General features: G+C 68.5%; 17 protein-coding genes. 7 read left to right on the plus strand and 10 right to left on the minus strand.

Features of this window, described 5'->3' with window-relative positions; translation table 11 throughout:
- Positions 1-22: 22 nt before the first annotated feature.
- On the minus strand, positions 23-1564 hold the full coding sequence (locus AC07NG_RS11610; protein ID WP_494594194.1) for an acetolactate synthase large subunit: 1542 nt from the start codon (positions 1562-1564) through the stop codon (positions 23-25).
- A gap of 223 nt (positions 1565-1787) precedes the next feature.
- Here AC07NG_RS11610 and AC07NG_RS11615 point away from each other — a divergent pair, with 223 nt between their 5' ends.
- Complete coding sequence (locus AC07NG_RS11615; RefSeq protein ID WP_494594196.1) at positions 1788-2195, plus strand: hypothetical protein; 408 nt, start codon at positions 1788-1790, stop codon at positions 2193-2195.
- 72 nt (positions 2196-2267) lie between these two features.
- Here the strand turns inward: AC07NG_RS11615 and AC07NG_RS11620 are convergent, their stop codons facing one another.
- The 6 genes from AC07NG_RS11620 to AC07NG_RS11645 form a co-directional block, all read right to left on the minus strand.
- Complete coding sequence (locus AC07NG_RS11620) at positions 2268-3125, minus strand: HpcH/HpaI aldolase family protein (protein ID WP_494594198.1); 858 nt, start codon at positions 3123-3125, stop codon at positions 2268-2270.
- Between the two features lie 159 nt (positions 3126-3284).
- Positions 3285-4298 carry a DODA-type extradiol aromatic ring-opening family dioxygenase gene (locus AC07NG_RS11625; protein ID WP_494594200.1) on the minus strand — a complete coding sequence of 338 codons (1014 nt, stop codon included), beginning with the start codon at positions 4296-4298 and terminating at the stop codon, positions 3285-3287.
- Positions 4299-4394: 96 nt separating this feature from the next.
- Entirely contained in the window at positions 4395-5696 is a 1302-nt protein-coding gene (locus tag AC07NG_RS11630; RefSeq protein ID WP_494594202.1) for an MFS transporter, read from the minus strand.
- Between the two features lie 25 nt (positions 5697-5721).
- Positions 5722-6573, minus strand: coding sequence for an amidohydrolase family protein (locus AC07NG_RS11635; protein WP_494594204.1), 852 nt, complete (start codon positions 6571-6573; stop codon positions 5722-5724).
- Between the two features lie 201 nt (positions 6574-6774).
- Positions 6775-7800 (minus strand): amidohydrolase family protein, encoded by a 1026-nt coding sequence (locus tag AC07NG_RS11640; protein ID WP_110118528.1) that lies wholly within the window; start codon positions 7798-7800, stop codon positions 6775-6777.
- A gap of 20 nt (positions 7801-7820) precedes the next feature.
- Entirely contained in the window at positions 7821-8792 is a 972-nt protein-coding gene (locus AC07NG_RS11645; protein ID WP_494594205.1) for an ABC transporter substrate-binding protein, read from the minus strand.
- 500 nt (positions 8793-9292) lie between these two features.
- Between AC07NG_RS11645 and AC07NG_RS11650 the strand changes: the two genes are divergently transcribed.
- The 4 genes from AC07NG_RS11650 to AC07NG_RS11665 all read left to right on the plus strand — a co-directional run bounded on the left by AC07NG_RS11650 (position 9293) and on the right by AC07NG_RS11665 (position 13318).
- Complete coding sequence (locus AC07NG_RS11650) at positions 9293-10516, plus strand: LysR family transcriptional regulator (protein ID WP_494594206.1); 1224 nt, start codon at positions 9293-9295, stop codon at positions 10514-10516.
- A gap of 84 nt (positions 10517-10600) precedes the next feature.
- Positions 10601-11050 carry a hypothetical protein gene (locus AC07NG_RS11655; protein WP_494594207.1) on the plus strand — a complete coding sequence of 150 codons (450 nt, stop codon included), beginning with the start codon at positions 10601-10603 and terminating at the stop codon, positions 11048-11050.
- Positions 11051-11119: 69 nt separating this feature from the next.
- Complete coding sequence (locus AC07NG_RS11660; protein ID WP_494594208.1) at positions 11120-12283, plus strand: lactonase family protein; 1164 nt, start codon at positions 11120-11122, stop codon at positions 12281-12283.
- 24 nt (positions 12284-12307) lie between these two features.
- On the plus strand, positions 12308-13318 hold the full coding sequence (locus AC07NG_RS11665; protein ID WP_494594209.1) for an aldo/keto reductase: 1011 nt from the start codon (positions 12308-12310) through the stop codon (positions 13316-13318).
- Positions 13319-13545: 227 nt separating this feature from the next.
- Here the strand turns inward: AC07NG_RS11665 and AC07NG_RS11670 are convergent, their stop codons facing one another.
- From AC07NG_RS11670 to AC07NG_RS11680, 3 genes are all read right to left on the minus strand, one after another.
- Positions 13546-15666: a TonB-dependent receptor gene (locus AC07NG_RS11670; protein WP_494594210.1), complete on the minus strand. Its 2121-nt coding sequence runs from the start codon at positions 15664-15666 to the stop codon at positions 13546-13548.
- Between the two features lie 352 nt (positions 15667-16018).
- A complete protein-coding gene (locus tag AC07NG_RS11675) occupies positions 16019-17884 on the minus strand; it encodes a hypothetical protein (RefSeq protein ID WP_494594211.1) in 1866 nt (621 codons plus the stop codon).
- Between the two features lie 153 nt (positions 17885-18037).
- Positions 18038-19282, minus strand: a complete 1245-nt coding sequence (locus AC07NG_RS11680) for an MFS transporter (RefSeq protein WP_494594212.1) — start codon at positions 19280-19282, stop codon at positions 18038-18040.
- Between the two features lie 188 nt (positions 19283-19470).
- Here AC07NG_RS11680 and AC07NG_RS11685 point away from each other — a divergent pair, with 188 nt between their 5' ends.
- Positions 19471-21153 (plus strand): thiamine pyrophosphate-binding protein, encoded by a 1683-nt coding sequence (locus AC07NG_RS11685; RefSeq protein WP_494594213.1) that lies wholly within the window; start codon positions 19471-19473, stop codon positions 21151-21153.
- 143 nt (positions 21154-21296) lie between these two features.
- Positions 21297-24446 (plus strand): TonB-dependent receptor domain-containing protein, encoded by a 3150-nt coding sequence (locus tag AC07NG_RS11690; RefSeq protein WP_494594214.1) that lies wholly within the window; start codon positions 21297-21299, stop codon positions 24444-24446.
- The last annotated feature ends 160 nt before the right edge of the window (positions 24447-24606 follow it).

A 24606-nucleotide genomic window follows, 5' to 3' on the forward strand; every position in this document is an offset into this window, starting at 1 on the left:
CGCGGTCCCTCCCGGTTCGTTCTTAGAGTTTGACTTCGATCAGCACCGGGCCCGCCTCGCGGGTGGAGTTGATCATGGCCTGGGTGAAGTCTTCCGCCGTCTCGACGCTGACCGCCGGCACGCCCATGCTCTTGGCCATGGCGACCCAGTCGATGGTCGGATTGCCGATGTCGATCATCGACAGGGCGCGCGGCCCCGGCGCGGCGCCCGCGCCCATGTTCGAGTATTCGGCCTTGAGGATGGCGTAGCTGTTGTTGGCGAAGATGATCGTCGTGACCGGCAGGCCTTCGCGGGCCTGGGTCCACAGCGACTGGATCGTGTACATGGCGCTGCCGTCGCCCACCATGCAGAAGGTCCGGCGGTCCGGGCAGGCCATGGCCGCCCCCGTCGCCACCGGCGTGCCGTAGCCGATCGAGCCGCCCATGTTCTGGATGGTGTCGTGCGGCCGCGCTCCGGCGGTCAGGCCCATCGACTCCCGGCCGGTGGTCAGGGACTCGTCCACCAGGATGCAGTTTTCGGGCATGGCGTAGCTGAGCGCATGAGCGATGCTGACCGGGTTCAGCGCGCCCTGCGGGGCCGCCTGCTCCGAGCGCGCTTGCAGCACCGGGTCGGTCTTCAGCGCACCCAAGGCCTCGGCCAGCATTTCGAGCCCGAGGATGCTGTCCTCGTCCTTGGCGACCAGTTCGTGCACCTGGCAACCGGCGGGCTTCAGCACGCTGGGCTTATCAGGATAGCTGAAGAAGGCGATCGGCTCGCCGGTCTCGACCGTGACGATGTGCTTGAAGCCGCTGAGGAAGGTCACGGCCTGGTTCACGGCGTAGGGGATGCGCTCCAGCGGCGTGCGGCCCGCGCCACGCTCGATGCGGACGCTGAAGAACTGGGTGGCGATGCGGCAGCCCGTGTTGGCGGCGACGCGGCCGGCCAGATGCAGCGAACGACCCCGCATGGACTTGCCGCCGAAGATGATCAGGGTCGGCTCGCCCGAGCGCAGGACCTTGGCGATGTGCTCGACCTTGTCGGCCGGCGGCGCGCGGCGGGTCGGCTCGCGCTTGGGAAGCTTGGGAACCTCGCCCGCCTCGCCCCAGCTGGCGTCGCCGGGCAGGATCAGGGCCGAGACCAGGCCCTCGTTGGCCTTGGCGACGGCGGCGGCGGTGTCGGTGGCGATGGACTCCGAGCTGTCGGTGGTGCGCACCCAGTGGCACAGCGGCCTGGCCAGCCCCTGGATGTCGGAGGTCAGCGGCGCGTCGTACTTCAGGTGCGAGGCGGCGTGCTCGCCGATGATGTTGACCATGCCGACGCCGGCGCGCTTGGCGTTGTGGATGTTGGCCAGGCCGTTGGCGAGGCCTGGACCCAGATGCAGCAGGGTGGAAGCCGGCTTGTCCTTCATCCGGGCCCAGCCGTCGGCGGCGCCGGTGGCCACGCCCTCGAACAGGCACAGGACGCTGCGGATGCGGGGATTTTCCAGCGCCGCCAGGAAGTGCATTTCCGAGGTGCCGGGATTGGCGAAACAGACCTCGACGCCCTGGTCGGCCAGCGTGTTCACAAGGCTTTCGGCGCCGTTCATGGTCACTCCCCGTTCCCCGGCGATTACGCGGCCGGGTGTTGTTCGATCATGGGAAGTTGAGACCACGGCGAAGGGGGCGGCCTCCAATCCAATCGGGCCGGAAAGCGATAGATTTCCGGGCGTTCTCAGCGATGCGCCCCAGCGTCCGGATGGTGTCGGCGCTCAAAGCGTGCAGGGGATGGCTGATACTTGCGCCAAGCCGCCATCAGGCCAGAATGAAGCCATGCACACGCTTTACGACGACATCATTTCCCGAATACCCGAGCCGCCGACGTGGTGGTTCAATGGCGTGCCGCGATATAAGAAATTCGAGCCCGACGCTCTTGGTGTTGGCCACGAACGGAGGGCTCTGGCTCGGATCGCCTGCCAGGATTGCCGCACCGAATTTCTAATCGGCGTCGAAGGCGGCCATTTCGAAAGCGAGGCGCTCGCTGAACTGTATTCCGGCGACCTGAACGTCGGCGATCCGCCCCGGCACGATCATCCCGATGGAAGCCGATGCGCCGGCGAGACAATGGGCGCGATCCAGCTTGAGGTCCTCGAAGCATGGGAGCGCACGCCAACCTTTCCTTGGGCATGGCGCCGCCGCCCCGAGTATGAAGGACGCGTTCTCGATACCGGCGGCTATTAGCGTCGCCGCCCGCTTCTCGTCATTCCACATCGAAAATGACGAGAAGCCGGGCCCTGGACGCGCTGCCTACGCCTAATACCCCGCCAGCTCCTTGCCCTTGCCGACCACGCCGTAGGAGCGCTGCGGGGCGGCCATCAGCCAGCGATAGCCTTCCGACAGCAGGCGTTCGAGATTGCCCGCGTTGGTGTGCGGATTGCCGACCGGCACGCCGTGGCGCACGCAGGTCTCGGCGACCTTCTTCATGGCGTCGCGCACGTCGGGATGGTCGTACTGGCGCGGGAAGCCCATTTCCTGGGAAAGGTCGCCCTCCCCGATCAGCACGAAGCCGATGCCGGGCACCTCTTTCAGGATCTCGTCGAGGTTCTCGACGCCCTTGACGCTCTCGATCATCAGCCCGACCAGCAGCTCGCCCTGCGGGGCCAGCGGCCAGACGTCGGCCTTGGCGTAGTAGTCGGCCATCGACAGACCCCAGTAGCGGGCGGCGGTGGCGGGACCATCGCCGCGCACGCCGCGCGGTTCGTACAGCGAGGCGTTCTTGGGGCGGGCGTAGCGGCACGAGGCGACGGCGTTGTAGGCCTGGGCCACGTCGTTGATGTGCGGCCAGATCACGCCGTAGACGCCGCGGTCGAGCGCCTGCTTGGCGTAGGCCTGGTTCATCTCGACGCCGTTGGCCGGCACGCGGACGATCGGGGTGACCTGCGGCGCCAGAGTGGCGGCCGAATGGATCTGCTTGCGGTTCAGCAGGTACTGCAGGGAATCGCCGAGGGCGGCCATGTCCCAGGGATTGTGCTCCATCTCGAACACCAGGCCGTCATAGGGCGAGTCCGAGAGGTCGATGGCGCTCTGCTTGTCGGCCTTGGCGAAGCAGGTGAAGGCGGGCTTGCCGGCTTCCCAGGCGCGGATGACGCCGTTCAGGCGGGTGTCGGTCATGGTTCTTCCCCGTGGTTTCTGTCCGACTGAGCTAGACCCGCGCGGCCGTCTCGCCCTGATCGATGAACCTTCCCCGCCGATAGAAAAAGCGCGCGGGAGCCGGTCAAGCCCCCGCGCGCGAGTCGTCCTCATGCGCTTCGAGAAGAGGATCGGGAGAGATCAGGCGGAGACGGCGGTCTCCTCGGGGTTCCAGTACATGAAGCCCATGCCCTCGCCCGTGCCGGCGGCGGTGCGCCAGCAGGGCACGTAGTCGACCAGGGTCATCTGCGCGCCGGTCTGCTGCAGGGCCATCATGACGATGCTGTAGATCTTCACCTCGGAGGTGCCCGACTGGTAGTAGCCGTCGGGGATCGCGGCCAGGCCGTCGTAGTCGTAGGCCGCCAGCTTGCCCATGACGTCGCGATCGAATTCCTCGTCGTTGACGAAGTGCGACAGCCCGCCCGAAGCGATGATCGCCACGCGCACGTCGGCTGGCCAAGCCTCGATCGCCTCGCGCAGCACGCGGCCAAACTCGATGCAGCGGCTCATCGACGGCTGGGTCGGCGGATAGAACAGGTTGAACAGCACCGGCACGTGCGGCGGCGGCTGGTCGCCCATGATCTGGTGATAGACGAAGCTGTAGGCGTGCGGCACGACCGGATAGTCCGGCTTCATGCCCTGGCGCTGCTCCATCCAGACGTTGTCGGGCCAGGCCTGCAGATCGTTAAGATCGAAGCCCTCCTTCTGGAAGGCCTTGATCAGATAGGTCGCCAGCTCCGGATAGGCCTTGTGCACGACGTGATGGTCGGGCGCGTAGACGGGACGCTGGGGCGGGCCGTTGTGGACGTCTTCGCCGGTGTAGATCGTGATCGACGGCGACTGGTCGGGCCAGATCTCCTTCTGGTCCTTGCCCAGCACGATGGCCACGTCGATCTTCGCGCGGCCATAGGCCTGCGCCATCTTGTCGAGCGCGGCGCGGCAGCGGCCGGCGCGCTCGGTGCGCTCCTCGATGGTCAGGAAGGGCTCGAAGACCGCCCCGCGATGAGCCTCCAGTTCAGGATAGGTCCAGGTGCGGTTGCGGAACCACAGCTCGGGGTTCTTGCGGTCCCGCTCGCCGTTGGTCAGCCAGTCCTCGGGCGCCTGCCCCAGCATGCCGCTGTGCGGCACAGCCATGCCAAATACGATCTTGGCCATACGCGTCTCCTTGATCGGCGAGGCCTAGGGCTGCCGCCCCGGACCCGCCAATTCGTTTCAGGCCCGGCGTGATCGCTTCACGCCGGGATATTCAGATCAGACCATCACGCCCTCGGGCACCTTCGGGGCCCAGTCGCGGCGCAGGACGAACAGGGTCGTCAGGGCGCCCAGCAGCAGGAAGGCGAAGATCACGTACATCGGCACGGCGTAGCCGCCGCTGACGTCGAGCAGCCAGCCCGACAGGATCGGCGCGACCATGCCGGCCAGGCTGACGGCCACCTGCTGGATGCCCGTGACCACGCCGACGGCGGGCTTGGGGATCAGGGTCAGGCGGCAGAGGGCCAGATTGTTGGCGGTGGCCAGGCCCAGACCCGACAGCGAGAACACGTTCCAGAACAGGGCCAGGGCCGTGTTCTCGGTCTTGGCGCCCAGGATCACCGTCGAGGCGACCAAGAAGCCGGCGACCACGAAGCTCTTGCGCACCACCACGGCGTCGCCGCCCCTGGCGATCAGCTTGTCGGCCGTCCAGCCGGCGACCAGCGCGACGATGGCGATGCCCGCGAAACTGAAGAAGGAATAGAGGCCCATCTTCTCCAGCGTCAGGCCGCGATGCTCGACCAGATAGGCCGGCATCCAGGTCATGCAGTAGAAGGTGAAGTAGTTGTAGCAGAAGTTGACCACCAGCGTGCCCCAGACGAGCGGACTGGCCAGGATGTTCTTCAGCGGCACGGCCGAGGCCTTGGCCCGCACGGCGACCATGTCGCTCTTGGCCGGCAGGTCGTTCTTGACCCCGAACAGCCACGGCACGAGCCACAACAGGCCGACCGCGCCGGTGATCACGAACATGGCGCGCCAGTCGTAGGCGACGATCAGCCAGGCGGCGACCGGCGCGCCGATGGCCGGGCCGAACTTGTTGCCCAGCATGTAGAGGCCGACGGCCGTGCCGCTCTGCCCCTCATGGAAGTTGTTGCGGATCCAGCGGTAGCTGGCCGGCACCACCACCGCCTCGGCCGCGCCGACGATCAGGCGCATGACGATCAGGGCCGCCAGGGTGGTCGTCAGGCCGGTCAGGGCCGAGGCCAGGCACCAGAGCACGAAGCAGATCGTGTAGGGCACCTTGACGCCGTAGCGGTCGACCACCCAGCCCATCGGGATCTGCAGGGCCGCGTACGACCAGAAGAACGCCGAGTTGATCCAGCCACGGTCGAGGTTGGAGAGGTGGAAGTGCGCCTTGAACGAAGGCACCGCCAAGGCCGACGAGATGCTGGTGCGGTCGACGAAGGCGATCAGCGCTCCGGCGGCCAGCAGCGCGAGGATCGCCCACCGCTTCCAGGCGGCGTTCTCGACCGCCGTGACCCCGGCGGGGGCGGCCGTCGCGGCCGGATCGATGCTGGCCATGTTTTCCTCCCGAGCGTTTGTCATCTTATTCGCCCAGCTTCGGATACAGCGTCTGGGCGGTTTTGCCGAAGACCCATTCCTGGTCGGCTGGCGAAAGCTGGGCCAGGCGCTGGCGGGCGGTGTCGAGGATCTCCGACAGCGTCCCCGGCGAGGTGGGGAAATTGGAGCCCCAGGCCAGGCGCTGGGCGCCGAACACTTCGACCAGCTTGGGGAACCAGGTCTCCGGCGTGGCCGAGCCCTTGGTGCTGTCGCCCATGATCCGCGGGGTGAGCTTCATGTAGATCGACGGCAGATCTGCCAGGTCGAACAGGCTCCGGGCGGCGGCGTAGGGAGGGCCGTCGGCGACCTCCGGCCGGCCCAGGTGGTCGAGGATGATCGGCACGTTCGGAAAGCGTTCGGCCAGGGCCCGCACCTGCGGCAGGCCGACGGGACCGGTCTGGATGCACATGGTCAGGCCCAGTTCCCCCAGCAGCTCCCAGGCCGGATAGGCGCTTTCGTCCTCGAGCTCGGTGGGGTCGAAGTCCTTGGTGCTGCCGCCAGTGAAGATGCGCAGGCCGGCCAGGCCCTTGCCGGTCCAGGCCTTGATGGTCTCGACCGCGTCGGGCGCTCGCACGTCGACCGAGCCGACGGCGATCAGGCGGTCCGCGTACCGATTGCAGGCGTCGACGACGTAGCTGTTGTCGAAGCCGTAGGTGGTGGAGGAGTGCACGACGGCCGCCTTGGCCACGCCCGCCTCGTCCATGGCCGCGATCAGGGTCTCGACGACGCAGGGCCGCTCCTGCGACCAGTCCGAGCGCTTGCCGAACAGCGGCGCCGGCGGATAGCGGCCCTCGTCATCCGAAATCACGTGCGGATGGATGTCGATCACCGAGGACATAAGCGCTCCCTAGACTGGCCTCCGGCGGGTTGTTCGCCGCCGTTGTTTCGAGGGCCATGGAACGCGAGATCGCAGGCTGGGAGCAGTCGAAGCTATGCGGCGAGGTATAAGTTTCGGGCCGCTCCGAAAGCCCGCCGGAACGACAAAGGGCGCGGCGCGGATCACCCGCGCCACGCCCTCCTAGCACCTTGATATGCTAGCCTATTTCCCCTGCGCCTTCAGGTGGGCGTCGAGGCGCGGATAGACCCGTCGGGCGTTACCTTCATAGATGTTGAAGCGGTCCTCGTCGGTCAGGCCCACGCAGGCGTCGACATAGCGCTTGGTGTCGTCGAAGTAGTGGCCGGTGTCCGGATCCTTGCCGCGGACGGCGCCGATCATCTCCGAACCGAACAGCACGTTCTTCGACGGGATGACCTTGGTGAGCAGGTCCACCCCCGGGTGGTGATAGACGCAGCTGTCGAAGAAGATGTTGTCCAGCAGACCTTCCAGCGGCCGGTTGGCCATCTCCAGCGACATGCCGCGATAGCGGCCCCAGTGGTAGGGCACCGCGCCGCCGCCGTGCGGGATGACGAGGCGCAGGGTCGGGAAATCCTTGAAGAGGTCGCTCTGCAGGATCTGCATGAACACCGAGGTGTCGGCGTTCAGGTAGTGGGCGCCGGTGCCGTGGAAGTTCGGATTGCACGAGGCGGCCACGTGCACCATGGCCGGCACGTCCAGATCGCACAGGGCCTCGAACAGCGGATACCACTCGCGGTCGGTCAGCGGCTTGCCGGTCCAGTAGCCGCCGGTCGGGTCGGGGTTCACGTTGGCGCCGACGAAGCCCAGTTCCTCAACGCAGCGGCGCAGCTCGGGGATCGAGTTGGCCGGCGGCGCGCCGGGCGACTGCGGCAGCTGGCAGACCGGCACGAAGTTGTCCGGATAGATCTCGGTCACCCGCTTGACCAGGTTGTTGGAGACCTCGGCCCATTGCAGGCTGGTGCGCTCGTTGCCCAGGTGGTGGCTCATCAGGCCGGCGATCGGCGAGAACAGGGTGACGTCGGATCCCCGCTCCTGCTGGAGCTTCAGCTGGCCGTTGCCGACGCCTTCGCGGATCTCGTCGTCGCTGACGTGAGCCTCGGAGACGGGCGGCGCGGTGGAAGGGCTGTCGGCGGCGTCGACCTGGCGCTGGCGCCAGTCGCGGAACGACTTCGGAACGGTGGTGAAGTGGCCGTGGCAATCGATGATCATGGTCGTGTCTTCCCCAACGCTCACTGCTTGTCCGGATCGACGAACAGGTCGTCGATGCTCATCCGCTTGGGAGTGAGTCCCTGGGCGAAGGCCGTGCGCTCGAGCGCCTCGATGGTCGGACGATTGGCCTCGACGCCGTAGGGCAGCGGGTCGGGACCGACGATCTCGGTCAGCTTGACGTACTTCTTCTCGGTGGCGTTCTGCGGACCATCGGCGCGCACGCGTTCCAGCCACTCGTCCTTGGCCTGCTTGAAGGCCTTGTACAGCGACTGGGCCACCCACGGATGCTCTTCCAGCACCGAGTCCTTGACCACGATGGTGCCGTGCATCGGATAGACGCCGGTGCGGCGGAAGTAGTCGGCCTCGAGCTCGGCGGCGTTGGGCAGCAGGTCCGGATAGTCGGCCTCGACCTCCTGCCAGCCGCCGGTCGGGGCGCCGGTGCGACCGATGCCGGCCGCGCCCTCGACGCCCGCCGACAGCTCGCCATCGGCCATCATGTCGGCCAGCGGGCGGGTGGCGTGGATGACGTTGCCCGGGAGTTTCAGCTCGCGAACGTGCTCCTCGTCGTCGACCACCCAGGTGACCTTCGAGGGATCCAGGCCGCAGTCGTCCATCAGGGCCTGGCGCAGCCAGACGCCGGTGGTGACGGAGTAGGCGCGCACCCCGACCTTCTTGCCTTCCAGGTCCTTGGCCGTGACGATGCCGGCGTCGGGGCGGATCAGCATCCCCGAGTGGTGGAAGCGGCGGACCACGAAGATCGGCAGCGCCTTGAACGGCGCGCCATAGGCCCGCGCGATGATGTAGGTCGTGGGCGCGATCTCGCAGACGTCGAACTCGACGTCGCGCACCATCCGCCGGAACGCCCCGATCTGCGGCTTGACGGTAATGATCTCGGCCTCGACGCCCTCGATGGGGATCGAGCCGTCGCGGATGGCCGACGTGTGCGGATGTTCCGCCACGGCGATCTTAAGGGGCACCTTCTTCCCGGCCAAAGTTCCTCTCCTTGGATCTGTCTGTATCCGGGGAATGGCCGGCGGTCATCGGACCAAGGCGTCGTCCCCGTTCGCACCGACAGAGGCGTTGACGCTCGAACGATCGCAACCGACGCACCGCGAAACCTTGAGGGCGCGCTCCATTTCCTATCGGCGGCGTGCGAGGCCCGCGATAGGTTCGGCGCGACGGGTGATAAGTTTTGCGCCTCGCGGCGTCATAGATCGTGCGCCTGGAGACGGGTTTCTTATCACCCCGGAGATCCACTTCAGCGCAAACGCACGCGTTTCGACCGCAACAAAACACCCTGGCCAAGAGCCCGGAATGATTGTGGAATTCCCGATGTTTTTCGCTGTTTTCGCTCTTGAGATGGAGGCCTTCAAAGGCGTCGTTATGGCCGGATCGGCACCCGAACCGACCGTATTCGGCCCCTTCCCGCCCGACTTGCACCCCGATTGATTCCTGTTACCCGTTGGCGATCGGAGGAAGAAAAATGATCGACATGGATCCTGAACACAGGGCCGCGTCGCTGAGCTTTCGCCAGCTGAAGCTGTTCGAAAGCGTGGGGCGGCTTTGCAGCGTCCGCAGGGCGTCGGAGGAGTGCAATCTCTCCCAGCCCGCCGTGACCCAGGCCCTGGCCAAGCTGGAGCAGCAGATCGGCGCCGTCCTGCTGGAGCGCCGCGCCAGCGGCAGCTACCTCAACGAGCTGGGCGAGATTTTCCACCGCCGCACCACCCGCCTGTTCGAGCAGTTCGAGCAGGCGCTGACGATCCTGGGCGTGCCAGAAGACACCGCGCCGGTGATCGCCAAGCGCATCTCCCGCTCCCAGGCCCGCAGCCTGATCGCCATCGTCGAGAGCGGCTCGTTCGCCCAGGCGGCGCAGTCTCTGGAGTTGTCGCAGGCCTCGCTGCAACGGGCGGCGCGCGACCTGGAGGGCAACCTCAAGAAGTCGATCTACTACCGCACCGCCGCCGGCGTGATGGTGACGCCGGCCGGGGTCGAGTTCGGCCGCCGCATCAAGCTGGCCACCCAGGAGATCGAGTGGGGCATCCAGGAGATCGAGGCCGCGCGCGGCAGCGTCGCCAGCCAGATCGCCATCGGGGCCATGCCGTTCGGCGGCAGCATGCTGCTGGCCTCGGTGCTCGACGCCTTCGTGCAGGCCAACCCCAAGGTCGATGTCAAGATCGTCAACGAAAGCGCTTCGGAGATGCTGAAGCGCTTGAGAGACGGCGAGGTCGATTTCGTCATCGGCCTGGTGCAGGAGACCACGGCCGACGATCTGGTCAACGAGGCCCTGGCCCGCACGCCCTACACCGTCGTCGCCCGCCGCGGCCACAAGCTGGCGCGGCAGGGCGAGATCAGGCTCGAGGACCTGCTGCAATACGACTGGGTGGTCGGCACGCCCGGCTCCAGCCGCCGGGCCTGTTTCGAGCGGATGTTCGAGGGCGGCCCGGGGCCCAAGACCTCGATCGCCACCAGCGCCCTGCCGATCGTCCGCCACCTCTTGCTACGCAGCGACCGCCTGGCGCTGATGACCTCGTACGAGGTGATGCACGAAAGCGACCTGACCGCCCTGCCCTTCGGCCCCGCCGGACCGGCGCCGGCCATCGGCGTGACCATGCGCGCCGGCTGGCTGCCGACGGCCCTGCACCAGGAGTTCATCGACCTGCTGCGCCGTCACACCGCCGACACCACGACACCGACCCTGGTGCGGCACGCCGGCTGACGGTCCTTCCGCCCCTTTCGTCGCCAGCTTGACTGAAGGCGGCTAGCATCGACGCCCGCACAGGTAATCCGGGACACTTCGAACATGCCCATCCAGACCGTGGAACTCGAAACGGCCGACGGCCCGCACCCAGCCTTCCTCCACACGCCCGCCGGCGAAGGCCCTTGGCCCGGGGTGTTCCTCCACGTGGACGAGCCGGACGGCGCGCCCCGAGCGCAGGAGATCGCCGAACGACTGGCGTCGTCCGGATATGCGGTGCTGACGCCGGAACCGGCGACGAACGCCGCCCAACCGTTCGTGTGGTCCAGCCCCGCCGCGTTGCAAAGTCAGGGCGGCGCTTGGCTTGGCCAGCTCTACAACGCGGCGATGATCGGCGTCGGGCTGCTGAACAACGTCTTGGATCCGTCTACCGGGGAGGTTCCCTTCCTGCACCTGAAGGACGGCAAGGCCGCCGTCCATGGCGCGGGCGACCAGACGGCCCGCCTGCAAGAGGCGCTGGTGGAAGCCGGCGTCGAACTGCGGGTCGACCCCTGATCCCGAAAAGCGCGCCGGTTCGCAAAGCCCGGCGCGACCCGCCCCGTTAAAGCCGGACGAAGGAAAAGCATGACCGGTTCCCCACATCGCACGCCGACCCGCCGAGCAGTCGGCGCCGGCGCCCTGTCGCTGCTGACGGCCGGGGCCGCGCGCGCCGCGCCGCCGACCGAGACGCTGGTCTATGTCGGGACCCAGGCCAACGAGGCCGGCCAGGGCGTGGTCGCCGCGCGGCTGGACGCGAAGACCGGCCGGCTGACGCCGCTCGGCGTCGTGGCCGAGATCGCCCGCCCGACCTGGGTGCTGGCCCATCCCTCGCGTCCGGTGCTCTACGCCGTCAGCGAGACCGGCGCCGCCGACGGCCAGGTGCAGGGCAAGGCCCACGCCCTGCGCGCCGATCCGGCCACGGGTCGGCTGAGCCCGATCTCGACCGTGGACTCGGGCGGCGGCGGGCCGACCCACCTGGCGCTCGATGCGGCGGCCAAGGGCCTGCTGGTCGCCAACTACGCCTCGGGCCATGTCGCCGCCCTGCCCGTCCGCGCCGATGGCGGGCTGGAGCCGCCAGCGTCGGTGCAGGCCGACCAGGGCTCCGGCCCCTCGCCGCGCCAGAAGGGTCCGCACGCCCATGGCTCGGTCGTCGATCCGTCGGGCCGCTTCGCGCTGGTCGCCGACCTCGGGGCCGACCGGGTGTTCGTCTATCCCTACGATCGCCGCGCGCGGCGGCTGGGACCGGCGAGCGCCGGCAGCCTCGCCCTGCCGCCGGGCTCGGGACCGCGTCACCTGGCCTTCCATCCGGGCGGCCGTTTCGTCTTTCTGATCACCGAACTGGTCCCGCAACTTCGCACCTACGCCTGGGACGCCCACAAGGGCCGCCTGACGCCGACGCATGCGACGCCGCCGCTGTCCGAGACGCCCAAGGCCAGCGGCGCCGAGATCGCGATCAGCCGCGACGGCCGCTTCATCTACGCCTCGGTGCGGGTGGAGAACGTCATCGTCGCCTTCGCTGTCGATCAGCGCACCGGCGCCCTGACCGAGATTCAACGCATAGTCTCGGGCGGTCAAACGCCGTGGAGCTTCGGAATCGACCAGACCGGCCGCTGGCTGTTGGCGGCCAACCAGGGCTCGAATACGGTGACCGTCCTGGCGCGGGATCCGGCGACCGGCTGCCTCGCCGCCACCGACCAGTCCCTGGCGGTCGGCAAGCCCATCAGCATCGCGTTCCTGGCCGCCCGCTAGATCGCGCCCATCGACGGACATCCTGTGAAAGCTTCCCCACCCCGCAAGCTCGGCCCGTTCGAGGTCGCCCCGATCGGCCTGGGCTGCATGAACCTCAGCCACGCCTACGGCGCGCCGCCGCCGGCCGAGGATGGCGAGCGGCTGCTGAACCGGGCGCTGGACCTGGGCGTCACCCTGCTGGACACCGCCGCCCTCTACGGCGGCGGGAACAACGAGAAGCTGGTCGGCCGCGCGGTCGGCCATCGCCGCGACGAGTATGTGCTGGCCAGCAAGTGCGTGCTCGACATGGACGGCGCCAGACGGGTGCTGGACGGCTCGCCCGAGGCGATCACCGCCAGCCTGGACCGCTCGCTGCAGCGGCTGGGCGTCGACCATATCGACCTCTTCTACCTGCACCGCCTGGACCGGAACGTGCCGATCGAAGACTCGATCGGCGCCCTGTCGCGCGCGGTCGAAGCCGGGAAGATCCGGGCGATCGGCCTGTCGGAGATGTCGGCCGCCACGCTGGAGCGGGCCCACGCCATCCATCCGGTCGCCGCCATGCAGAGCGAATATTCGCCGATGGTGCGCAATCCCGAGGTGGCTGTGCTGGAGGCCTGCGAGCGGCTGGGCGTCGCTTTCGTGGCCTTCTCTCCGGTGGCGCGGGGCCTGCTGGCCGGCGGCGTCACCAGCGCCGCCTACGCCAAGGGCGACATCCGCGCCTGGATGCCGCGCTTCGTCGAGCCGAACCTGGCCCACAACCTGGTCGCCGTGCGGGCTTTCGACGCCCTGGCCGGCGAGCTTGGCCTGACGCCGGCGCAGCTGTCGCTGGCCTGGACCCTGGCGCGCGGCGAGCATGTGATCCCGATCCCGGGAACGACGAGCCTGGCGCACCTGGAGGAGAACCTCGGCGCGGCTGAAGTCGAGCTTTCGGTCGAGGTGATTGCGCGCATCGACGCGCTGTTTTCCGGCGACGCCGTGCGGGGCCCGCGCTATCCGGCCGAGGCCCAGGCGCAGATCGACACCGAGCTGCTTCCGGACGAGGTGCTGGCTTAGCTTTTTACCGATAGTCCCCCGCGAAGGCGGGGGTCCAAGCAGGCTCTCAGGATGATCTGCAGACGCCCTGCCGCTCATGGACTCGGCTTGGATCCCCGCCTTCGCGGGGATGCTCGGCGGTTGGTGGAAGCGGAATGAGAAAAGGGCGAAGCCTTGCCGGCTTCGCCCTTTCTGCATTCTCGAAAAAGCGGCCGGAAGCGCCCAGGCGCCTCCGGCCAGGCCTTGCGCTAGAACTTCGCGCCCACCCGCAGGCCGTAGGTGCGGGGCGGCAGGTAGGAGCCGTAGTAGACGCCGGCGGTCGAGGTGGCGAAGGCGTAGGACTTCACCAGTTCGTCGGTGACGTTGTTGGCGTAGGCCGTGACCGACCACACGCCTTCCGGCGAGTCGTAGCTCAGGTTCAGGTCGCCCGTGGTGTAGGCGTCCTGGCGGATGATCGGGCTGCGGATGTCGAACAGCAGGTACTGCTTGCTGACGAACCGGGCCCGGGCCGCCGCCGTCAGGCTGCCGCCGTTGGGCAGGTCGAAACGGTGCGAGTAGTCCACCGTCACCGTCGACTTCGGCGACTTGGGCAGCGGATTGCCCGAGAAGTTCCCGCCCGACGAATAGGGCGTGACCGGCAGCACGAAGTCGTTGAACTCCGAATGGGTCAGGGCCGCGACCACGCCGAGACGGTCGGCGGAACTGATGGCCCACTGCGATTCCAGCTCCAGGCCGTACACCGTCGCCTTGTCGGCGTTGTAGGTGATCCGACCCGAGGCGGTGCAGGCCGCCAGGTTGGACGGCAGGTTCAGGCAGCCCAGCTGGCTGGCCTGGTAGTTCTTGTAGCCGTAGTGGAAGGCCGTCAGGTTCAGCTGCAGCGCGTTGCTGAACAGACGGTTCTTCGACCCCGCCTCGAACGACAGCACCTTCTCGGGCTCGTAGGAGTTGGGCGGCAGGCCGTCGTAGTTGCCGCCGGCCTTGTAGCCGGTCGCGGCGGTGACATAGATCAGCGAGCGCTCGGCCAGCTGGTACTCGGCCGAGGCCTTCCAGTTGGTGGCCTTCCACTCGGCGCTGGCGGAGTTGGTGATGTTGGACAGCAGTACGCCCGCGGCGTTGCGCACCTGAGTGCTGCCGGTCTGCTTCTTCTGGTCGTTGGTGTAGCGCAGGCCGCCGGTCAGGCGCAGCTTGTCGGTGACATGCCAGGTGGCCTGGCCGAACAGGGCGCGCGAGAAGGCGTCGATGTCCGGATAGCCGAAGGTGACCTGGGTCGGCGGCGCCAGCAACACTTGGTAGGAGCTCTGGGCCTCGCCCCAGTAGTAGGCGCCGAGGATCCACGAAACGGTCTGGTCGCCGGGCGAGGCCAGGCGCACTTCCACCGACTGCTGCTTGGCTTCCTGGTTCAGCTGGATGCGGCGGTCGCTGGCGTAGAGGTTGTCCAGCTTCATCTCGTGATAGGCCGGCAGCACCGTCAGGGTCGCCGGGCCGAAGTCCCAGGTGATCTCGCCGTGGACGCCCCAGTTGCGGTTGTCGATGTGGGCGCCGGGGTTGGTGGTGTTGGTCGAGCGCGGATCCACGCCGGCCACGTTCAGCTTGTAGGCGGCCGGCCCCACGCCCGTGCGCAGGTCGTAGTCGGCGCCCAGCAGGATCGACAGGTCGTCGGTCGGCTTGACCAGCAGTTGGCCGCGGAAGGCGCGGGAATCCTGGTCCTCGCTCTTGCCGTCGGCGGCGTAGCCGTCGCGCTTCAGGGTGCGCATGGCGACCCGGGCGGCGACCTTGTCGCTGAGCGGCAGGTTGGCCATGCCGCTGACGCCGACTTGGTTGTAAGAGCCGTATTCGGCGCCCAGGGCGGCCTCGAAGTCGAAGCGCGGACGGGCCGAGATCACGTTGATGGCGCCGGCGGTGGCGTTGCGGCCGTAGAGCGTGCCTTGCGGACCGCGCAGCACCTCGACCTGCTGGATGTCGTAGATCAGCCCGCCGGTCGATTGCGGCCGGCCCAGATAGACGCCGTCGATGTGATAGGCGACGGCCGGGTCGCCCTGCGGGCCGTCATTGGTGCTGAAGATGCCACGGATGGCGACGCCGGTGGCGGCGTTGCTGGAATTGATCTCGACGTTGGGAGCCGAGCCTTGCAGCGCCTGCAGGTTCGGCGCGGCCTGCTTTTCCAGGCTGTCGGCGCTGATGGCCGTGACGGCCACGGGGATGTTCTGGACATTTTCGCTGCGCTTCTGGGCGGTGACGACCACCTCTTCAAGCGCGGCGGGCTCGACCGGCGCCTGGCCGGCGGCCTGGGCGTTGGCGACGGCGCTCCAGCCGATCGCGATGCCGGCCCCGGCGAGCAGCGCGGCCTTCAGCGGGCGACGTCCGGGCATGGTTTGACCCCTCATTCGTAACCTCCCTCATATGTCATCGCCCCGCCTCTTTGGACTGGGGTCGTTGATTGGTTCTTGGATCGACGGCCCCGCACACGACCGGTCGCCGACCTGAATTTCGCGGGGTCCGAGCCCCCGGAGGATCGCCAGAGATCAAGACGCGAAGCCTCGCACGCCCGCCGCGACAAGCGACGGAGCCCTGCGCCGAGACGCGCTCTCGATGTCCTGCTGACGATCCTCTGAGGTCTCTCCCGCCCCCGCTGATCTCCGAGTTGAAGTAGATCAGGCGGAAGGCGGAAGAGAGGGATCGAAAACCCGCAGCGCCCGATAGCTTTACCGAACGCCGTTTCCCTTACCCGGCCGGCAGGTACATGGGCATGGAGTCCTCCCACAGGCTGTCGGTCAGCAGGCGCTTGCCCGTGCCGTCGGCGTTCATGACCATGATCTGGCCGTAGGGCTGGAAGGTGTTGTCATAGAGCGCGGCCTCCTCGCGGAAGCCGTACATGCCGGTGCTGAACAGGATGCGGCCGTCGGCGCTCCAGACGGCGTGGCCGTCGTTGCCCCGGTTGGTGGTCAGGCGCTGCAAATCCGAGCCGTCCGGCCGGATCGTGAAGACGTCGAAGTTCACCGCGTCCACTTTTCGGGTGAAGACGATGCGCTTGCCGTCCGGCGACCAGAACGGAAGGTTGTCATAGCCGGTAGTCAGCACCCGGATCTGGCGGGTGTCGAGATTGATGACCCGCAGGCCCTTCTCGCTCTCGCCCCAGACCCGGAAGACGATCTCCTTGCCGTCGGCCGAGTAGCTGGGGAAGCCCGAATGGATCGTGCCGTCGGTCAGCGGCTCGTAGTCGGTCCCGTCGGCGCGCACGCGCATCAGCGTGGCCTTGCCCTTGGCGCGTTCCTGGAACCAGACGCCCATGCCGAAAGTCAGCCACTGGCCGTCGGGCGACCAGCCCGGCATGAAGGCGCCGGCCAGGCCCTTCTTGAGCAGCACCGGGTCCAGCCCCTTGCCCTCGACGTCGAACACCACGCGGCGGTTGGAGCCGTCGCGGTTCATGGTCACCAGCGAGGAATTGCCCTGCTGCTTCTCGGTGATCGCCAGGACGCCGTCCTTGGAGACGACCGGGAAGACGTCGGTGTGCAGGTAGTCGAACTTCGAGTCCCAGCTGTAGAGCGGCTTGAACTGCCCACGGGCCTTGAAGCCGACCTTCTCGTAGATGACGCTCTTGCCGTCGGGCGACCAGACGGGCGAACGCACCACGCGCTTCACCGGGGGCTTGCCATCGGTGGTGTAGAGCCCCTCCTCCGACCCGCCCTTCAGCTGGTAGGCGACGACGTCGGCGCTCAGGAACTGCGGGAAGAGCTTGAAGCCTGGGCCCGAGGTCAGTTCGGTGCGCGCGCCGGTGGTCACGTCGACCGAGACGATCTGCGAGGTGACGCCGCCGACGGTGTCGGGCCGGCGGGTGAACCAGGTGTCTTCCGTGGTCAGTTCGTAGAAGGCCAAGCGCTTGCCGTCCGGCGACCACTTGGGCGAGCCCAGGCAGTAGCCGGGCTTGGAGGCGATACGGCGGAAGCCCTTGCCGTCCACGCCGATGACGTAGATCGACAGCTCCTGGGTGTGCTCCCAGCCCTTGCCCTCGTGGTGGCCGCGCCAGTCGGTGTTGCGGTCGGACGAGAAGGCGATCCATTTGCCGTCGGGCGACCAGGACGGGCGGAAGAAGCCGTTGGGCAGGCTGGGATCGCCCTGCACCTCTGGCGCGCCGGTCAGGTTGGTCAGGCGCTTGGTCTTCAGGTCCAGGATCCAGACGTTAGCGACATAGCCCTGGCGGGTCGAGACGAAGGCCAGGCGCGAGCCGTCCGGCGACAGCTCGCCGGAGTCATCGACCGCCGAGCCGACGACCAGCGGCTGGATGTTGGAGCCGTCGAGATTGGCGCGGAACAGGTCCGACTGGCCGTCGCCGTTGCGCTCGGAGGTGAAGACCACCGACTTGCCGTCGGCGCTGAAGCTGGCGTGATAGTCGAACACCGAGTTCGACAGCAGCTTGCGCTCGTTGGAGCCGTCGGCATTGGCGATGTAGAGCTCGGACGACGACGGGCCGATGCGGTTCATCAGCATCACGCCTTTGCCCCTCGCCGGAGACGATGCGGGCGCCGCGGCCATCGCCTTGCCCGCCATCAACGCGGCCGGGACAGCGGCGAGGAAGTGTCGGCGGTCCATGTATTCCTCCTGGTACGCGCCGCCTGTCACGCGGCGGCTTGGTGTTCGTCGGACGGCGTCGGCTCCGTCTTCTTGTTCTTCTAGGCTAAGCCGGAGGAAGGCCCGGCGTGTCGATCACAATTGCGTCCGGCCCTATCCATTTCGGCGCGGAGCCTACTCGACCTGGGCGGATTCGAAGGTCCGCGCCCGGCGCAGGGCCGGGAACCACCAGGCCCAGAGGCCGGTGACGATGATCGCGCCAACGCCGCCGAACACCACCGCCGGCACCGGTCCGATGGCGGCGGCGAGGAAGCCGGACTCCGCCTCGCCCAGTTCGTTGGAAGCCGAGATGAACAGCGACGAGACCGCCGCCACGCGTCCCCGCATCGCGTCCGGCGTCGACAGCTGGATCAGCGACTGGCGGACATAGACCGACAACATGTCGGCCGCGCCCAGCACGGCCAGGCAGGCCAGAGACAGCGGCAGCCAGCGCGACAGGCCGAAGACCACGGTGGCGACGCCGAAGACGGCGACCGAGACCAGCATCTTCACGCCCACATCGTGCTTCAGCGGCCGCCAGGAGAACAGCAGCGCCGTGGCCATGGCGCCGGCGGCCGGGGCGGCGCGCAGGTGGCCCAGTCCCTCCGGCCCGACATGCAGGATGTCGCGCGCGAAGATCGGCAGCATGGCCGTGGCCCCGCCCAGCAGCACGGCGAAGAGGTCGAGCGAGATCGCCCCCAGCACCAGCTTGTTGGCCCGGACGTAGGACAGGCCCTCGATCATCAGCTTCCAGGGCTTGCGCGGCGGGCCGATCGTACGGGCGGCCGGGCGCACCAGCAGCATGCACAGTAGCGACAGGGCGAACAGCAAGGCGCTGACAACGTAGGGAACCGGCGGCGACCAGGCGTAGAGATAACCGCCGGCGGCCGGGCCGAGGATCGAGCCGACACGGCCGGCGATGGCGTTGGTGGCTATGGCCAGGGGCAGCACCTCGGGCGGTACGATGTTGGGGCCCAGAGCGTTCAACGCCGGCATCGAGAAGGCCCGCGCCACGCCGAGAAACACCGCCACGCCCAACAGGGCCGGAATCGTCGCTCCCCCCGACCAGGTCAGCCAGCCCAGGGCGACGGCGCACAGCAGTTGCAGCGAGGTGGTGAGGCAGACGATCAGCCGGCGATCGTAGCGGTCGGCCGCCCAGCCGGTCACCAGGGTCAGGGCGAACAGCGGCGCGAACTGGGCCAGGCCGACGAAGCCGAGCTGAAGCGCGGCGTCCTTGGTGTCCATGGTGGCGCGCGCCAGGTCGTAGACCTGCCATCCGACGACGATGACCAGGATGTTCTGGGCCAGGACCGAACACATCCGCGCCGTCCAGAAATAGCGGAAGCTGGCGAACGCGAAGGGGTGGCGCGGCTGGGCCATCGAATACTCCTGGCCGCGATCGGACGGCGGCGGCGCGCACCTTTAGCGCCGCCCGGACGGGACAGTCACGCCAGGCGCGTCCTTGGGGCGCGTTCTTTCGCACAGAACCGATAGCCGCCGGCCCGTCTTGAATGGCCGGCGTATGGCGCGCCCCCGTACCAAGGACGGCTACGGTAGGAGCCAGGACCATGACCACGGGCGCGGAAGCCGCCGTGCGGATGCTGCAGCATCACGGCGTGAAGCACATCTTCGGCCTGTGCGGCGACACCAGCCTGCCGTTCTACGACGCGCTGGCGCGCCTGGATCATGGCATGGAGCACGTGCTTACCCGCGACGAGCGCAGCGCCGCCTACATGGCCGACGCCTATGCTCGCGTGACCGGCAAGGTCGGGGTCTGCGAAGGCCCCAGCGGCGGCGGGGCGACCTACATCCTGCCCGGGGTGGTCGAGGCCAACGAGTCTTCGATCGCTCTGCTTTCCATCACCTCGGACGTGCCGGTGACCGCGCGCGGCCGCTACCCGCTGACCGAGCTGGACCAGAAGGCCCTGTTTCGGCCGCTGACCAAGTGGAACACCGTGGTCGATCACGTCGGCCAGATCCCGCACGTCTTCCGCACCGCCTTCCGCGCGGCGACCACCGGCCGCCCCGGCGCGACCCATATCGGCCTGCCCTACGACCTGCAGAAGCAGACGGCGGACTTCGACCTCTGGGCCCAGGCCGAGCATGGGTCCTTTCCCGCTTTCCGGACCGGGCCGTCGCCCGATCTGGTGGCGGCGGCGGCCGAGGTGATCCTTGCGGCGAAGCGGCCGGTGTTCGTGGTCGGCGGCGGCGTGATCATCTCGGGCGCCAGCGCCGAGCTGGCGGCCCTGGCGACCTTGCTCGACGCGCCGGTCGCCTCGACCGTCAGCGGCCATGGCGCGATCGCCGACGACCATCCGCTCGCTGTCGGCGTGGTGGGGGCCAATGGCGGGGTGGACCAGACCCGCGAGATCGTGGCGAACGCCGACACCGTGATCTTCGTCGGCTGCCGCGCCGGCTCGACCACCACCGAGCATGGCGAGGTCCCGGGGCGCGACGTGCCGATCGTCCATATCGACGTCGATCCGATGGTGGTCGGGGCCAACTATCGCGTCGAGGCCGGTCTGGTCGGCGACGCCCGGCTGTGCCTGGCCGCCTTAGGCGCGGTCATCGCCCGCCGGCTGGACGGCGAGGCGCGTGACACGGGCTCGGCCGAACGCCTGAAGGCCATGCGTCTGGCCAAGCGCGCCCGGTTCGAAGACCTGGCCCGGTCCACGGATCGCCCGATCCGCCCCGAGCGCGCGCTGGCGGCGCTGCAAGCCGCCCTGCCCCGCGACGGGATCATCGTCGCCGACCCAGGCACGCCCTGCCCCTACTTCTCGGGCTATTTCGACTTCAACGTCACCGGCCGGCGGTTCATCACCAACCGGGCGCATGGGGCGCTGGGCTTCTCCCTCCCCGCCTCGATCGGCGCGGCCTATGGCGCGCCCAATTCCAAGGTGGTGGCGGTGATGGGCGACGGCAGCTTCGGCTTTGCCGTGGGCGAGCTGGAGACCATCGTCCGCAAGCGACTGCCGATCACCCTGATCGTGTTCTCCAACTCCTCGTACGGCTGGATCAAGGCCAGCCAGAAGAGCGGCTATGGCGAGCGCTACTTCTCGGTCGATTTCGGCCGCTCCGACCATGCCCGCATCGCCGAGGCCTTCGGGCTGAAGGCCTGGTCGGTGAGCGATCCGGCTCAGCTGGACGACGTGGTCCGCCAAGCCCTGGCCCATGACGGCCCGACCCTGATCGACGTGATCTCCCAACCGCTGGAAGAAGCCGCCGTTCCGGTCAGCCGCTGGATGGGCTGACCGGCTGCGCCGCACCTAGGACGCCGGATCCCATGGTCGCAGCTTTCTTGCGGCGCGGTTGATTGATCGTCGTTACTCTACCTGCTAGTGGGCGGCGCGTGAGGGGATCCCTAATGCGCAGGAACGGTGCATACGCAGCGCTGTTGGCCTTGGGCATTGCCGCGGCGGCGAGCACGGTGTCGCCGGCGCAGGCGCAGGCGCAGAGCGCGCGCGCCCTGCAGATCGACACGACGGGCCAGTCGCTGGCCACGGCCCTGACCGACATCGCCCGGCGATCGGGACGCGAATTGCTGCTGGCCGCGCCGACGATCGGCGGGCGGGACGCGCCCCGCCTCAAGGGCCGCTACACGCTCGACCAGGCACTGCCGCTGCTGCTGGCCGGATCGGGCCTTGGCCACCGCCGCTCCGCCGATGGCGTCTACATCATCGAGGTCGCGCCGAGGCTGCCGCCGCCAGCGCCAGAGGTTCCGGTCGCCTTGCCCGAACTGCTCGTGACCGCGCGCACCCAGAACAGCGACATCCAGCGCACAGAGAACGACATCCAGCCCTACAAGGTCTGGACCAGTCGCGGCATCGAGCAGACCGGCTCGACCGACATCAACGACTTCCTGCGCGTGACGACGACCGCCAACGCCCAGATCGCGTCGGCGCTGCAGACCCCGGCCGACACCAACGCCAGCAACCGCTCCGAGGTCGACCTGCGGGGTCTGGGCTCCAACCAGACGCTCGTCCTGGTGGACGGCCGGCGGATGCCCGCCCTGCCCTCGGGCGCATCCGCCTCCATCCTGCAATCGGACCTCAACGGCCTGCCGCTCGCGGCGGTCGAGCGGATCGAGGTCCTGAATTCCACGGCCGGCGGCGTCTATGGGTCGGGAGCGACCGCCGGCGCGATCAACGTCGTGCTCAAACGCGACTATCAGGGCGCCGACCTCTCCGGCGCCTACGGGATCACCGACGGCGGCGACGCCGCGACCCGCCGGCTCGACGGGCGCGTCGGCTTTTCCCCTGACGACGGCCGCACGGAAGTGATGGTCGCGTTCGGCCTGCTGCGCGCCGACGCCCTGAGCGCCGGAGACCGCGCCTACAGCGCCAGGGCCCGCACGAGACGTTTCGCGAACGATCCGGCCTCGGCCCTCGCCGACTACCCGGTCAGCCGGTCGATCAACATCTTCAGCGCCTCCGGCGCCGCCCTGGTGCTCGATCCCGCCTATGGCGGCGCCAGCCTGGGCGCGGCGACGACCTTCGCGCCAGCGTCCTACGGCGGCGCGACGACCGACGGCGCCGCCCTGCTGCTGGCCAACGCCGGACGGCTGGACCTCAGCCTGTCGCCGGACGTCAGCGGCGAGCGCCAGACGCTCCTGAGCAAGCGCGAGACCTCGTCCCTGATCGGCAGCGTCCGCCGCCGGTTCAGCGAGGCGATCGAGGCCTATGCCGACCTGCTGGTCCTGCAGAACGACGGCGAGGCGGTGATCCCATGGAACACGTCACAAGCCGTCCGCATCGTCGCGGGCGCGCCGACCAATCCGTTCCAGCAGGACATCTACGTCACCTTTCCGGCGCCCGGCTTCGACCCGGTCGTCCGCAACCGCAGCCGGACGACGAGAGGAACGGTCGGGGTGATCGCGGAGCTGTCGCGCGGCTGGAAGCTCAGCGCCGACTACAGCGCCGGCAGCGCGCGGATCGACGTCGCCCTGACCGCCAGACCGCCGGGGCCGATCGTCTCCACCGCGGTCATGCAGGGCCGAGGCCTTGATGGCGGCGCGGCGCTCAGTCCCCTGGGCGGGCTGGAGGCGCTGCTCGGCGCGCTGGCCAGTCATACCGTCGACGCCGGCTATGCGTTTTCGCAGGTCGACCGCTTCCAGGACCGGTCGATCCGGCTGGCGGGACCGATCCTCGACCTGGGCGGCGGTCCATTGACCCTGTCGCTGACGGCGGAGGACCGGCGCGACCATGTCCCAAGCTCCATCTATCGTCGATGGGACCCGCTGACCGGCCTCGCCACCGAGACGCCGATGACGAGCCTGACCCAATCGGCGCGCCACTACTACGCAGAGCTCCGCGCGCCGCTGACGGACCGACGCGACGGCCCGACCGGATTGAAGGGACTGGAGTTCCAGCTGGCCCTCAGCCGCGAGCGCAACCGGGAACGCCTGGCCGCCAACCTCGCCTCCGAGGACCCACGCTACGCCACGACGAAGGAGGCCGCCCAGACCACCACGGTCTACACCGCGGGTTTCAAGTTCCTTCCCGTCACCGGCGTGATGATCCGAGCCAGCGCGGCGTCGGGCTTCCTGCCGCCTCGGACCGACCAGCTGTGGTCGACGACCGGCGCCTACACCTCGGACCCCGACACGTTCGCGAACTCGTCGCGCTATCTCTACCTGCCGGCCTCGTTCGCCCCGAAGGACCCCCAGCGTGGCGGTGAGGCCCTGGGCCTCGCGGGCGGCTATGACATCGTCGAGGGCGGATCGACGAACCTGCTGCCGGAGCGCGCGCGCAGCCTGTCGGCGGGGGTGGTGCTGACGCCGACCTGGCTGGAGCGGCTGCGGGTCTCCATCGACTACACCCGGATCGACAAGCGGCGGGAGATCGTCAGCGCCAGCGCCCATGACGTGGACTACTTCCTCGACAACGAGGCGCTGTTTCCGGGACGCGTGACGCGCGCGCCGCTCAGCGACGCCGATCGCGCCAAGGGCTTTACCGCCGGGGTCGTCACCGCCGTGGACACCACGGCCCTGAACATCGGCAGGACGCTGGTCGAAGCGATCGACCTGCAGGGCGACTACCTGATCCCGACCGCGCGCCTGGGGGACTTCAAGCTGCGCGCGGCGGCGACCTGGCAGCCGCATCTGAGACGGCGGGCCGATCCGCGGAGCGAGGCGGTCGAAGCGGCGGGCTACGCCGACGGTCCGCTGGTCTGGCGCGCGAACGGCGGCCTGGACTGGGCGAAAGGGGCCACGACGCTCGGGGTGAACATCGCCTTCTACGACGGCTATCGCGTGTTCGACAGCACCGACAGCGCTGACACGGTTGCGAGGAAGGTGTTGCAGCAGGGCGCGAGCCGGGTTCCGCCGCAGGCCTATGTCGATCTCTACGCGACCCGTCGCGTGGCGCTCGAAACCACGGCCGGCGGCCTGCGGGAAGTACAGCTGCGCTTCGGCGTACAGAACGTCCTCGATCACGATCCGCCCCTGATCGCGCAGTCGAGCCCGTCAGACCGCTCCCTGCCCTACAGCCCCTATGGCGACCCGCGCGGGCGGCGTTTCGAGTTCGGCCTGGTCGGTCATTTCTAGGGCTGGGCAAGCCAGGATGAGGGTTCCTGGAAAACCTGCGTTCCCCCCGCTGAAGGCGTCCGCCTGGACGTCCGGACGCGGCCCTGCGCCGCGCCTCATCCCTGGAGGACAGCAAGTGTTCAAGCTCGCGCCAATCGCCTTGGCGACCCTACTTCTCGCG

The sequence above is a fragment of the Caulobacter sp. GW821-FHT10C03 genome, from assembly GCF_059415485.1.